We start from the raw sequence: 12,944 nt of genomic DNA on the forward strand, positions 1-12,944 counted from the left end.
CCGTTCACGAGGGGTCGGTGTTCGCCGGCCGCACCGCGTGGCCGCCGAACTGGTTGCGCAGTGCGGCAACCATCTTCATCGCGGGAGAATCGTCCTGCCGCGAGGCGAACCGTGCAAAGACCGATGCAGTGATCGCCGGCATGGGTACTGCGTTGGCGATGGATTCCTCGACAGTCCAGCGGCCCTCGCCGGAATCCTCGACATAACCGGCGATGCGCGCCAGCTCCGGGTCCTCGTTCAACGCATTGACCATGAGGTCGAGGAGCCAGGACCGGACGACCGTGCCCTTCTGCCAGGCGGTGAAAGTTCCCGGAACGTCCTTGATGATGTCCTTGGCTTGGAGGAGTTCATACCCTTCGGCGTATGCCTGCATCAGCCCGTACTCGATGCCGTTGTGGACCATCTTGGCGTAGTGTCCGGCACCGATGTCGCCGACGTGGACGAAGCTTTCCTTGCGTTCGCCTTCAGGACGAAGGGCATCGAACACAGGCATCGCCCGCTCCACGTCTGCGGCTGACCCGCCGACCATCAGGCCGTAACCGTTGGCCAGGCCCCACACCCCTCCGGAGACGCCGCAGTCGACGAAGGAGATTCCGCGCTCCGCGAGGAGGGCACCGTGGGCCTGGTCGTCGGTGAACCGCGAGTTGCCGCCGTCGATGACCAGGTCCCCCTCCTGGAGCGAGCCGGCAAGCTCACGGACGACGGCGTCGGTGGCGGCACCCGCCGGCACCATGACCCAGATGAGCCGCGGGGCGGGCACGGTCTGGATCAGCTCGTCGATGGAGGAAACATCTGTGATGCCGGGGTTCCGGTCGAGACCCGTCACCGTAATTCCTCCACGCCGCAAACGTTCTCTCATGTTGAAACCCATTTTGCCGAGTCCGATGAGGCCGATGTGCATTGAAAATCCTCTTTCTGGGGTGGGGCTGGAGCTCTCGGGCTCCGGGGGGTGCCCGGCTACTGGTTGGGAAGCCGGACGGGCATCAGGAGGTAGCGGTAGTCTTCCCGGTCCTCGCCTGCCTGATCTTCTTGGGCCGACATCACCGCGGGTTTCGGTGGCGCGGTGAAGGAGAAACGCACGAACTTGCTACTGAACGCCCCAAGTCCCTCGCTGAGGTACTGCGGGTTGAAAGCCACGGTGATGTCGTCGCCGTCGAGCGCGGCTTCAATGGCTTCGGAGGCCTGGGCATCCTCGCCCGTGCCGGCGTCGAGGGCAACCTGGCCCTGGGTGAAGGTGAGCCGCACTGGCGTGTTGCGTTCGGCAACGAGGGAGACACGCCGCACCGCTTCGACGAGGGACGAGGTCTCAACGACCGCATGGATCGGAGTGGTTTCGGGGAACAGTGACCGGATCTTCGGGTAGTCGCCGTCCACGAGAAGCGAGGTCGTGCGCCGGCCGCCGCTCTCGAAACCAATCAGTTCGCTGTCCTCCGAGAAGGCGATGTTCAGATCACCGGCGCTGCCGAGGGTCTTGGCGACCTCGCTGAGGGTCTTTGCCTTGACCAGGGCCGAGGTGGAGATGCCCGGAGTCGAGGGTTTCCAGGACACCTCACGGAGAGCGAGCCGGTACCTGTCGGTGGCGAGGAGGGTGATCAGGTCGTCTTCGATCTCCATCCGCACACCCGTGAGGATCGGCAGAGTGTCGTCCCTGCTCGCGGCAATGATCACCTGGGAAACGGCCTGGGCAAACGCTTCCCCGTCAACGACACCGCTGACGTTGGGCAGCTTCGGAAGCTCCGGGTACTCGGCCTCGGGCATCGTCGAGAGATTGAAGCGGCTGTTGCGGCAGGTCAATGTGACTTTCGAACCGTCAGTTGCCACCTCGACCGGGGCCGAAGGAAGACTCCGGCAGATATCGGCGAGGAGCCGCCCGGAAACCAGGATGGTTCCTTCCTCGGCGATGTCGGCCGGGATCTCCAGCCGTGCGGAAATTTCGTAGTCAAAGCTGGCAAGGCTCAGCGTTCCGCCTTCGGCACGGATCAGCAGGCCGGCCAGTACGGGGACCGGCGGCCGCGGAGAAAGCGAACGTGCCGTCCATGAGACAGCCTCCGCTAAAACGTCCCGTTCAACTCTGAATTTCACGGAAAGATGCCGCCTTTCACAACGTACTGAGTGGGTAGAACCAACACTGAGGTGCGGGAGCCTGACTCCATGTCCGCTCCGGACTCATCGCACGGGAGGGCACGGCGGAGACAACCCTGCTTGGAGACAGCTTAGCCTGCCGGCCCCTGGTGCTGCGGGCCTGTTGCGCAGACCGGCAGGGGCTGTCCCGGGCAGAGGGGGTCGGCGGTTCGGGCAGGGAACCCGGAGGGGAAATGTTATTTGAAAAGCTTTGGAGTTTAAGGTTCGTAGTGTTAATAACTGCTGTGGAAACTGTGGATAACCGTTCTGCTGCGCCGGGATGCGCGGATGTGGCCTGTGGACAACCTGTGAGGCTGAACGCCGGCCTGAATGCGGGGGCTGTGGGCAAAATCCTTGTCATTCCGCGGATCCACAGCCGGCATGCCGGTTTTCCTCAGGAAGCGGGCACTTGTTCACCGAGTTATCCACAGGTCTGTCCACACCTGTTAATTTCACGGCCGTGGTTCCGCGCAACGGCGCGGATTTTCAGACCTCACGCTGCTTGTGTTTGATCCGGTTTGTGAGTTCGGTGACCTGGTTGAAGATCGCCCGGCGTTCGGCCATGAGTTCGCGGATCTTGCGGTCGGCGTGAATCACGGTCGTATGGTCGCGCCCGCCGAGTTCCTGGCCGATCTTGGGAAGTGACATGTCCGTCAGCTCGCGGCAGAGGTACATCGCGATCTGACGCGCCGTCACCAGGGTGCGGGTGCGTGACTTGCTGCAGAGTTCTTCCATGCTGATCTGGAAGTAGTCGGCGGTCTGGGCCATGATCACCGTCGAGGTGATTTCCTGGGCGCCGTCGTCGGAGATGAGGTCCTTGAGGACAATCTCGGCAAGATTCACGTCAACGGGCTGCCGGTTGAGGCTCGCGAAGGCCGTGACCCGGATCAGCGCCCCCTCGAGCTCGCGGATGTTCGTCGCGATTTTCGAGGCGATGTACTCAAGGACGTCATCCGGGGCGCTTAGGCTGTCGCTGATCGCTTTCTTGCGCAGAATCGCGATACGGGTCTCAAGTTCCGGCGGCTGGATATCGGTGAGCAGGCCCCACTCGAACCGGGACCGCATGCGCTCCTCAAAGCCCGACAGCTGCTTGGGCGGAAGGTCGGAGGTGATCACCACCTGCTTGTTGTGGTTGTGCAGCGCGTTGAAGGTGTGGAAGAACTCCTCCTGGGTGCGGTCCTTGCCCGAAAGGAACTGGATGTCATCAATGAGCAGGATGTCCACGTTGCGGTAGGTCTGCTTGAAGCTCGTGCCTTCGTCGTCGCGGATCGAGTTGATGAAGTCGTTGGTGAACTCCTCCGAGTTCACGTACCGCACCCGGATTCCCGTGTAGAGGTGGCGGGCATAGTGTCCGATGGCGTGGAGCAGGTGGGTCTTGCCCAGCCCCGAATCGCCGTAGATGAACAGCGGGTTGTAGGCCTTGGCGGGGGCTTCGGCCACGGCCACGGCCGCTGCGTGGGCGAAACGGTTCGACGAGCCGATGACGAAGGTGTCGAAGATGTATTTGGGGTTGAGCCGGCCGAATTCGTGGGAGTTGCTCGGCGGGGTCGGCGAGGGCTTGGGTTCGCCGCGCTGCTCGGGAGAGGGATCCGGTTCCGGGGCGGGTTCCTCCTCCGCTACGGGCGTAAGTTCCGGGTCGATGACGAAGGCGCACTGGATGTCCTCGCGGAACACCGAATGCAAAGCCTCATCGAGCGCCGCCTTGAGCTGGGTCTGCAGAACTTCACGGGTGAGTTCGTTGGGGACGGCCACCAGCATCGTCGTTCCAATGAGCCCCTGGGCCTGCGCCAGGACGACGAATCCGCGCTGGCGAGGTGTGACACGGTCGTCGTGCTCAAGAGTGCGGATCACCTTCCGCCATGAGCTGCCGACGTCGTTGACCTCGTCTGTTTCCACCACTACTGCCCCTTAAGCCACGCTGTGCACTTGAATGCCCGTCATCCACAGGGTTTTACACAGATGGTGGATAAACGGGCCAGAGCCAAGACTAAGGGATGCAAAGTACAGAAGATAGCGGGCAAACACTGATCAGTAGGCGTACAAAGACCTGTGGACGGTGCGTCTCGGGGGTCGGATGTGCCCGTTCAAAGGCCCCCGTTGTCCACAGGTGGGGATAACCCGGGCCCCACAGGGCGGTTCTTTCCGGTTTGACGCTGGCAGGGCGGGTCACCTAACGTTATGTAGTCCTTTATGTCTGCATTTCGCATGCCATCACAACAGTTCCGGGTAGTAAGAGGCCTCGGGGCCGTGACGGCGTTTCGAGCGATTGCGGGTATGTACCTTAGTCGCGTCAGTCTGTTCTTCCCCCTTGTTGCAATGGGCCGGGCGCATCTCAAGATCGTCTTGGAGTAATCACAGTGAGCAAGCGGACCTTTCAGCCGAATAACCGCCGTCGTGCCAAGAAGCACGGTTTCCGCCTTCGCATGCGTACCCGCGCAGGCCGTGCCATTCTTTCGGCACGCCGCAGCAAAGGCCGCACCGAGCTTTCGGCCTAGGCGGTTCAACCAGTCCCGCGATCGAGCCCCTGGGCTGGATCCTGCGGTATCAAATACTTTTCCGGGTTGTTTGGAGAGGCGCATTAGATGCTCGCGAAGGCCAACCGGGTTCGCATCTCGACGGACTTTTCGCGGACTGTACGTTCCGGTGCCCGATCTGGGCGCCGGAACGTCGTTTTATATGCGGCAGCCACGCGGGATGTGGATCCGACCCGGGTCGGGTTCATCGTAGGGAAGAATGTAGGGAACGCGGTGACGCGGAATCTCGTTAAGAGGAGACTGCGCGAAGCAGCTGCCCACTACGTGTCCGATCACCCCAATGGGATCGATCTGGTGGTCCGGGCACTGCCGGCTTCTGCGGCCGCCGGCTGGAACGACATCAGCATGGACTTTGAGAAGGCGGTGGCCGCCGCAACGCGGCGGCTGACCACTTCACCTAATGGCAAAGACGGAGGCAGGGCATCGTGAGAACCACCGGTTCCCGGCATGCTCCGACTCTTGCCCGCTTCATCGACCTCCCCCGGTTAGTGCTGATCCTCCTGTTGACGGCATATCGGAAGGTTGTCTCCCCCCTCTATGGGCAGGTATGCAGGTTTTATCCGAGCTGCTCGGCTTACGCCCTTGAAGCAGTTACGGTTCACGGCGCCATCCGTGGCAGTTCCCTCGCCGCGCGCCGGCTACTGCGGTGCCATCCTTGGAACGACGGCGGAGTCGACCACGTCCCGGAGAGCCCGCGCGTCTTTCCCGATGGGAAAGTCCCCAAAATTGTTGTGTTGAACCACCCGGTGATTCCGGACGATGACGAAAGCCGCCCCGCGGTCCGAGGAGCTAACTGACATGGATTTCTTCGAGACGATACTCTTCCCCTTCCGGTGGCTGGTGTCCTGGATCATGGTGATGTTCCACGAAGGCTTCACCTTCCTGGGACTCGATGCGGCGTCGGGCTGGACCTGGACGCTTTCCATCATCGGCCTGGTGGTGGTCATCCGGGCAGCCCTGATCCCGGTCTTCGTCAAGCAGATCAAGGCACAGCGCGGCATGCAGGCCCTGCAGCCGGACCTGCGCAAGCTCCAGCAAAAGTACAAGGGCAAGACCGACCAGCTTTCGCGCCAGGCAATGACGCAGGAGCAGATGGCGCTGTACAAGAAGCACGGGACAAACCCGTTTGCGGCCTGCCTGCCGATCCTGATCCAGATGCCGTTCTTCTTCGCCCTCTTCACCGTCCTGAACGGGATCTCGAAGGCGAGCGATGAGAACGCCGGGATCGGGGCGCTCTCGCCGGAGGCAGTTCACGAGTTCGACGACGCCACCATCTTCGGGGCGCCGCTGTCCTCGACCTTCCTCGGAAGCTTCGGCGGCAACATCAATCTGAGCGTGATCATCCTCTCGGTCCTCATGATCATCGCAATGACCGCTTCGCAGTTCATTACGCAGAAGCAGATCATGGCGAAGAACATGTCCGAGGAGGCGATGCAGAGCCCCTTCATGCGTCAGCAGAAGATCATGCTCTACATCCTTCCCCTGGTCTTCGGCATCGGCGGCATCAACTTCCCCATCGGCGTCTTGATCTACTGGACCACCACGAACGTCTGGACCATGGCCCAGCAGTTCTACGTGATCCGCCGCATGCCCACCCCGGGTTCGCCCGCCGCCAAGGCGCTGGCCGAACGGCGCGCCAAGAAGGGGCTGCCCATGGTGCCCCTCCTGGGTGAGCGCAAGTCCGAGCCGATCGTTGAGACAGTGCCGCAGCCGCGGGTTCAGCGTGTACAGCCACAGCGGAAGAAGAGGAAGAAAAAATGAGCATCGAGAACGATGAAATCGGCCCCCCTGAGGAACTTGAGGCAGAGACCAGCGCCGCATCCAAAGCCTCCCAGCTCGAGGATGAGGGCGACGTCGCAGCCGACTACCTCGAGGAGCTCCTCGACATTGCCGATATCGACGGGGATATCGACATCGAAGTACGCAGCGGCCGGACGTACATCTCGATTGTTTCCGACGACAGCGCCAACAGCGGGCTGAAGTCCCTTGTGGGCAAGGACGGCGAAGTCCTTGAAGCCCTCCAGGAACTGACCCGGCTCTCCGTGCTCACGGCGACATCGGCGCGATCGCGGCTGGTGCTCGACGTCGACGGATACCGGGGCGTCCGCGGCCAGGAACTGAGGCAAATCGCCGAGGATGCCGTGGCCGAGGTTAAGGAAACCGGTGGCGAAGTGGTGCTTTCGCCAATGTCGGCCTATGAGCGCAAGATCGTCCACGACGTCGTCGCCGAGCTTGGATTCGTCAGCGAATCGGAGGGTGAAGGTGCCGGACGGCACATCGTCGTTTCCGCTGCCAATGACTGATCCTGATCTCGGGGCGTCCGATGGAGCCCGCACCGTAGACATCAGCGGCGAAGAGCGTCGTGCCGCTGAAGCCGTTTTCGGTGAACGCTTCGGCCTTGCCGAGCGGTTCGTCCGCCACCTCGCAACGTCGGGGATTGAACGCGGCCTCCTGGGCCCGCGGGAGGTTCCCCGGCTGTGGGGAAGGCACGTGCTCAACTGTGCCGTGATCGCTGAACTGATCGAACCAAATGCCACGGTCGCCGACGTCGGAAGCGGCGCCGGGCTCCCCGGACTCGCACTGGCGATAGCGCGGCCGGATCTCTCCCTCGTGCTGATCGAACCGCTTGAGCGCAGGGTGGCCTGGCTCAACGAAGTAGTTGACGACCTTTCCCTGCAGAACGTGAGGGTCCTCCGGGCGAGAGCGGAACAAGCCGTTGAAACCGTGGAAGTCGACTTCGTGACTGCCCGTGCGGTTTCCGCCCTGACGAACCTCGCCGGCCTGACCATGCCCCTGCTGCGCGGCCACGGGCAGGTGCTTGCCATTAAGGGCCAGAGCGCGGCGGAGGAAGTTGCCAAGGCCGGCAAGACGATCCGGCGCCTTGGTGGATCCAATGTTGAGATCCTGACCGCTGGAGCTGACGTGCTGCAGGAACCGACCACGGTGGTTCGAATCACTGTGGGTTAACCGGCACCCGGATAGGTGCCAGGGCGGCGAGCAGCCCCCTTACTTGCCCTCCGCCCGGCGGCGCTGGGCGGGAAACCCGCCCCAAGCCGCTAGTCTTAGAAGTAACACTGCCTGGCATGTTGAGAGTGAGCTATCGAGTGAGCACAAAAGACAGCGCAACGAAGAAGAACCCGACGTTGCTGGTTGCTGGCGCTCCTTTGGCGGTAGGTCTCGGACAAATTCAACCGGAAGTGTTTGCAGACCCGGCGAACACCGGCATTGTTTCACGTGAAACAACGTTCTCCCTCACGGACGGCACACCCCCGGACAGCGGAGCTGCAAAGGTAACCAAGGGCAAGAATGTGATTGAAGCGATAGACGACTCCTCGCCTCTAGGCCGGGAACTGGCGAGTGAAACGCGGCGGCGCGAGAAGCTCCTGGGCCGTAAACTTCCCCGGCCGGAACAGACCCGCGTTGTCACCATCAGCAACCAGAAGGGCGGCGTGGGGAAAACCACCACGACCGTGAATATTGCTGCCGCCCTCGCTTCGGCAGGGCTCAACGTACTTGTCATCGATATCGACCCGCAGGGAAATGCCTCGACCGCTCTGGGCATCGAGCACCACGCCGAGGTGGACAGCATCTATGACGTCCTCATTGACGACATGCCGCTTGGCCAGGTGGTGGCGCAGTGCCCGGACATCGACAACCTCATCTGCGCACCGGCCACAATCCATCTCGCCGGCGCAGAGATTGAACTTGTTTCCCTCGTGGCCCGCGAACAGCGGCTGCGGCGGGCGATAGACGTGTATGCGAAGGACCGTGCCGAGAACGGCGAGGAGCGGCTGGACTACGTGTTCATTGACTGCCCGCCCAGCCTAGGGCTCCTCACGGTCAATGCTTTCGTCGCTGCGCGCGAGGTGCTGATTCCGATCCAGTGCGAGTACTACGCGCTCGAGGGGCTCAGCCAGCTGCTGAAGAACATCGAGATGATTCAAAAGCACCTGAACGCAGACCTCGTCGTTTCAACGATCCTGCTGACCATGTACGACGGCAGGACCAACCTTGCCGCCCAGGTAGCGGCGGAGGTGCGGGAGCACTTCCCCAAGCAGGTCCTCAAGGCGGTGGTTCCGCGTTCGGTGCGAATCTCCGAGGCCCCCAGCTACCAGCAGACCGTCATGACCTACGACCCTTCCTCAAGCGGCGCTCTCTCCTACCTCGAGGCTGCGGCGGAGATTGCGGAACGCGGCTAGCCCTTTACTCGAGGGCGGAACCTACACCGTAGACTGGCGTAATTGATTGTTGTCGCGGGCAGTTCCTGTGTGCGGACCCTGAAAGGATCACCAATGGCTGAAAAACGCCGCGGCCTCGGCCGGGGGCTTGGCGCCCTCATTCCAAGTGCACCTGTAGAGGAAGTGACGCCGGAGGTTGCGACCAGGAGGTCGACGGGACGTCCCGCCGACCTCTTCTTTGAGTCGGGCACAGGAGCGGCCAACTCGGCGGAGGAGGCGCGCAGCGCCAGCCGCGGTGGCATCAACAAGGATGCCCTGGTAGCACCCGCCCGCCGCAAGGCCAGCAAGCCTCCAAGCTCCCGCACCGCGCCGAGCTCCAGGGCTGCAGAGGCCGCTGGGGATCAGGATGGCGCCACCCCCGCCCCCAAGGGGAAAAGGAATACATCCGAGGCCGCAGCGAAGCCGAAAACCGTTTCACGTGAAACCGCTCAGGCAACGGAACTCGAGCCTGTCGCGCCCGAAGCGCCGGAGGGCCGAGTGGAGGTCGCCGACGATGTACGGCCCGCGTTGGCGCGCGACGTCGAGGGTCAATTGGATTCGGTTGGAGAGCGCGGAAATGATCGCGAGACGGCTCCGCCTGCCGCCGCTCCGGTGTCTCCTGCCCTAGGAGCCCACAAGCTGAGCGGACAGGCGCCGACTAAGGAAGCCCGGCCGGGTGACACCATGGGCGCGCGCAAGTCCGGTGTCGTCGCCGCCGTCGAAGCTTCCGAACAGGAGGTGAATCCGTCGAACGCAGGTATCCCGTCGGATGGCCAGCGGTCGACCGTCGATAAAGCCGGAGCCGGTCCCGCCGTCCCAGCGGAACCAGCCGTGCCCGCACCAGACAAGGCCGCCGTTTCACGTGAAACGGGTCAGGCGCCACCCGCTTCGAACGGGTCCGGAGGCGCGGAACTGGTCGAGGTCCCCGGGGCTCGGTTCGCCGAGCTGCCCATCGACGCTATCCACGCCAACCGGAAACAGCCACGATCCGTATTCGACGCGGACGAAATGGCCGAACTCGTGCACTCGATCCGCGAAATTGGGGTTCTCCAGCCTATTGTCGTCCGCCCCTCCCCTGAAGAAGGGGGTGCGCCTTACGAGCTCGTCATGGGCGAACGGCGTTGGCGCGCAACCCGTGAAGCCGGATTGGCTGCCGTCCCCGCGATAATTCGTTCAACCGCCGACGATGATCTCCTCCGTGACGCGCTTCTCGAGAACCTTCACCGCAGCTCCCTGAATCCACTTGAAGAGGCAGCTGCGTACCAGCAGCTCCTCGAGGACTTCGGCTGCTCGCACGAGGAGCTTGCGGAGCGCATCGGCCGGTCCAGGCCCCAGATCTCCAACACACTGAGGCTGATGAAGCTCCCACCCCTCGTGCAGCGCCGCGTCGCTGCCGGTGTGCTCTCCGCCGGACACGCGCGGGCGCTGTTGGCGCTATCCGACCCAGCCGAGATGGAGAAGCTGGCGCAGCGCATCGTCGCTGAAGGTCTCTCCGTGCGCTCGACCGAAGAGATCGTCTCGATGAGCGATGGGCTGCGCCGGGCCGCAAAGCCGGCCTCCCCTCGTAATCCGGCGCGGCACGAGCGCCTTGATTACTTGGCGACTTCCCTGTCTGACCGGTTGGATACCAATGTAAAGATCACCTTGGGTGCGCGAAAGGGCAAGGTCAGCATCGAGTTCGCTAGTGTCGACGACCTGAACCGCATCATGTCAGTTCTCTCGCCGGGACAGTCCTAAATACCTCTGGGTTTCACGTGAAACGCGGAGCATTCTCGCTCGGTCCACTCGAGTGCGGGCAAGCGCACCTTTCACGTGAAACCGTGGGTGCTCGAGGTCCGTATGCTTGGAGGGCAGGACCTGCCGGGGTTTCACGTGAAACGGACCGGGCGGCCTGTCTGCCCTCTATAGCTAAGTGCCCAGCGGTGGGTCGTAACTGAACGTTGGAGGACGTGAGGCGGAAAGCCGAGTCGCCTGCGGGTGTCTATTTCCGAACTGCCTACGCGCTGTGGCAGTGACTATCAGATCCCTGGTGCACCTCGATTGGCTGTCATTCTAGGGAGACGGTGCCCGCCGCTCCCTATGTGCGCCACCGCCTGCAGTTGACGGTCTTTTCACCGCCTCTCCCAAAGGCCCGAAGCTGCCATGGCGGTACCGGTCACCGACTTGTCGGAGCGCGTGCTGACGTCCGTTTCACGTGAAACACTGCCGGGCGGATTGAACCGCGATGAGCGGTGATGGAGACCTTGAGGATTGCCCCTGCCCCAACACCGCCGTGCCCTTTCGCTTCCGTGGCTCGGATGGCGGGCATCCGAGCTGGTGCTCCCAGGAGGTACCAACTCCAGGGGACGCAGCCCGCTTCTCTGGATGGCCCGCTGATCGCTGCATCCCGTGGGCGGATTCGCGCGTGCGTCACTGGCGGGGTGGGGGGTACTCCCGAAGAAGACCTGCGGGGAGCTGCGAGAACGGTATGCTTGCCGCGCATACCGGGAAGTTGGAAGTGGCCCGCGCCTTCTCTTGGTCCATTCCTTGCCTCAGCAGGGGTCGTTCTCTCTGGGGGACAACCGCTGCCACGGCCGTCCGCCGAGGGTTCTCACTGCTAATGCACCGCTTCTTCCCACCTCGGGTGAGCGTTTCCCGGCCGTTTCACGTGAAACATGGTCCGGCGTACGGTTCCAGCATTCACCGACAGCGCGCTCCCTCGAGCGTCGAGCCAGGCGTAGGTTTCACGTGGAACGTCCGGCCGTGCCGCGAGCTGCCCCGTCCGGACCGCAATTCAACGGATGCTGTCGTCCAATGGAGCCGGGCGCTTCCGTGAGTCGGCATGTGCGAGTGGCGTCGGGGAGGCGGCGTCCAAGAGCGATGGGAGACCGCGGGGCGTTGGACGTTCGAGGCAGCGGCTTTGGGTCTCTAGCAAGGCATGGTGAGGGCCGGGAGGGTGTGGCAGCTCCGGTACGGGTCTGGGCGCAAGTCGGAGTTGGAAAGCCAGGCGGCGTCTGCCGTCCACGTCAGTTCGAATAGGCGCGCGTCGCCACATTCCGAAGATGGACCGGCGTTGAGAGTACGTAGTGCACCATTCTCGGGCCCTCCGGGGAGATGTGTTCACGAGGCAGTACGGGAATCACCTCCAATAACGCGGGCACACAACACGGTTGGCTACCAAATTTTGTTGCGAGGTTTGCATTCGGTGGCTTGGTCCGGCACGCTCGCCACTTTCGCGTTGTATGGTGGAGCACGACATCTTAGAGGTGACAATGGCGACCCGAACAGGCCTGCTGTTTCACGTGAAACGACATGAAGCCGGTTCTCCGTCGATCAGTTGTCCGAACAGCATGACTGCAATCGGCAAACTCTGGCTGTCCGCAGAATGGCTTGAGCGCCTGGCGGCAAGAAGGAGGCATGCGCTGCAGGGCGGGGTATTTGAACCATGCTTGACACTTCGAGGTGCGGTCCGGTGCGGTGCGGTGCGGGATCCGGAACCGGAAGCATCAGGCTCCGGCGTCGCTGCAAGGGGTGTCGAGCGGAACCCGCGGCGGGCACGCCGCGCCCCGTTATTGGTCGGGGTGGCACCCCTGCCGCTTTCATTTCGAGACGGTCACCGATCGTAGGGGACACACTAGTGTTCGACGAAGAAGGTTGATGTTGGCTCCAGCCTGGCGGAGCGCTTCCTGCCTAGTCGTCCGGCGGTGCCGTGCCCTGCCGTCAGGCCGCGATCACCCCGGCGTCAAGGGTTCCAGCAGGCATATGGCGGTCGTTCGCGTTCCCAGGAGGCCGAACCCGGCGCCCTCCTTACTGCGGGCAAGGTGGCCGTTCAGTGACTTCTGAGGAAACGGTGGCAGCGCACCGGTTGTTGCGACCTAGGCACGGGTAGTCCTTTCACCTGCTCATCTGCGGCACGCTTCTGCCGTCAGGGCAGACGTGATTGTTTCAACCGGCGGGTCGGCACGTCCCGAGACTGCCTATAATCGGAGCGCTTCGCAGTGTTTCACGTGGAACCGGTCCACCTTGTGCGGGCCGCCGGCCCGACCCGAACAAGGAAGCCGTGACATGCCGGCCCTTCTCAATGGAAAGGCCG

At 62.9% G+C, this 12,944-nt stretch carries 11 protein-coding genes; 8 read left to right on the forward strand and 3 right to left on the reverse strand.

Annotation, left to right across the window (positions count from 1 at the left end; genetic code table 11):
* Nucleotides 1-4: 4 nt before the first annotated feature.
* From gnd to dnaA, 3 genes are all read right to left on the reverse strand, one after another.
* Nucleotides 5-901 (reverse strand): phosphogluconate dehydrogenase (NAD(+)-dependent, decarboxylating), encoded by an 897-nt coding sequence (gnd, locus tag AC4D14_RS13450; RefSeq protein WP_490903084.1) that lies wholly within the window; start codon nucleotides 899-901, stop codon nucleotides 5-7.
* Between the two features lie 56 nt (nucleotides 902-957).
* A complete protein-coding gene (gene dnaN, locus AC4D14_RS13455) occupies nucleotides 958-2,082 on the reverse strand; it encodes a DNA polymerase III subunit beta (RefSeq protein WP_490903085.1) in 1,125 nt (374 codons plus the stop codon).
* A gap of 525 nt (nucleotides 2,083-2,607) precedes the next feature.
* Nucleotides 2,608-4,017 carry a chromosomal replication initiator protein DnaA gene (gene dnaA, locus AC4D14_RS13460; protein ID WP_490903314.1) on the reverse strand — a complete coding sequence of 470 codons (1,410 nt, stop codon included), beginning with the start codon at nucleotides 4,015-4,017 and terminating at the stop codon, nucleotides 2,608-2,610.
* 461 nt (nucleotides 4,018-4,478) lie between these two features.
* Here dnaA and rpmH point away from each other — a divergent pair, with 461 nt between their 5' ends.
* The 8 genes from rpmH to AC4D14_RS13500 all read left to right on the forward strand — a co-directional run bounded on the left by rpmH (nucleotide 4,479) and on the right by AC4D14_RS13500 (nucleotide 10,609).
* Nucleotides 4,479-4,616: a 50S ribosomal protein L34 gene (gene rpmH, locus AC4D14_RS13465; RefSeq protein WP_055854070.1), complete on the forward strand. Its 138-nt coding sequence runs from the start codon at nucleotides 4,479-4,481 to the stop codon at nucleotides 4,614-4,616.
* A gap of 87 nt (nucleotides 4,617-4,703) precedes the next feature.
* Nucleotides 4,704-5,084 (forward strand): ribonuclease P protein component, encoded by a 381-nt coding sequence (rnpA, locus tag AC4D14_RS13470; protein ID WP_490903087.1) that lies wholly within the window; start codon nucleotides 4,704-4,706, stop codon nucleotides 5,082-5,084.
* A complete protein-coding gene (gene yidD, locus AC4D14_RS13475; RefSeq protein ID WP_490903089.1) occupies nucleotides 5,081-5,452 on the forward strand; it encodes a membrane protein insertion efficiency factor YidD in 372 nt (123 codons plus the stop codon). The genes rnpA and yidD overlap by 4 nt, the downstream gene beginning before the upstream one ends.
* A 1-nt stretch (nucleotide 5,453) precedes the next feature.
* A complete protein-coding gene (yidC, locus tag AC4D14_RS13480; protein ID WP_490903091.1) occupies nucleotides 5,454-6,416 on the forward strand; it encodes a membrane protein insertase YidC in 963 nt (320 codons plus the stop codon).
* Nucleotides 6,413-6,958 carry a Jag family protein gene (locus tag AC4D14_RS13485; protein ID WP_490903093.1) on the forward strand — a complete coding sequence of 182 codons (546 nt, stop codon included), beginning with the start codon at nucleotides 6,413-6,415 and terminating at the stop codon, nucleotides 6,956-6,958. Before yidC ends, AC4D14_RS13485 begins: the two co-directional genes overlap by 4 nt.
* Nucleotides 6,951-7,622 carry a 16S rRNA (guanine(527)-N(7))-methyltransferase RsmG gene (gene rsmG, locus AC4D14_RS13490; RefSeq protein WP_490903095.1) on the forward strand — a complete coding sequence of 224 codons (672 nt, stop codon included), beginning with the start codon at nucleotides 6,951-6,953 and terminating at the stop codon, nucleotides 7,620-7,622. Before AC4D14_RS13485 ends, rsmG begins: the two co-directional genes overlap by 8 nt.
* Before the next feature lie 257 nt (nucleotides 7,623-7,879).
* A complete protein-coding gene (locus AC4D14_RS13495) occupies nucleotides 7,880-8,854 on the forward strand; it encodes a ParA family protein (protein ID WP_490903315.1) in 975 nt (324 codons plus the stop codon).
* Nucleotides 8,855-9,556: 702 nt separating this feature from the next.
* Nucleotides 9,557-10,609 carry a ParB/RepB/Spo0J family partition protein gene (locus AC4D14_RS13500; RefSeq protein ID WP_490903316.1) on the forward strand — a complete coding sequence of 351 codons (1,053 nt, stop codon included), beginning with the start codon at nucleotides 9,557-9,559 and terminating at the stop codon, nucleotides 10,607-10,609.
* Nucleotides 10,610-12,944 lie beyond the last annotated feature (2,335 nt).

This window comes from Arthrobacter sp. TJ-254 (assembly GCF_058269175.1).

Excerpts from the sequence above, each read along its gene's own strand:
- AC4D14_RS13485 (WP_490903093.1), top strand. The coding sequence starts at position 6,413 with ATGAGCATCGAGAACGATGAAATCGGCCCCCCTGAGGAACTTGAGGCA.
- AC4D14_RS13500 (WP_490903316.1), top strand. The coding sequence starts at position 9,557 with ATGGGCGCGCGCAAGTCCGGTGTCGTCGCCGCCGTCGAAGCTTCCGAA.
- rnpA (WP_490903087.1), top strand. The coding sequence starts at position 4,704 with ATGCTCGCGAAGGCCAACCGGGTTCGCATCTCGACGGACTTTTCGCGG.
- rsmG (WP_490903095.1), top strand. The coding sequence starts at position 6,951 with ATGACTGATCCTGATCTCGGGGCGTCCGATGGAGCCCGCACCGTAGAC.
- gnd (WP_490903084.1), bottom strand. The coding sequence starts at position 901 with ATGCACATCGGCCTCATCGGACTCGGCAAAATGGGTTTCAACATGAGA.
- yidC (WP_490903091.1), top strand. The coding sequence starts at position 5,454 with ATGGATTTCTTCGAGACGATACTCTTCCCCTTCCGGTGGCTGGTGTCC.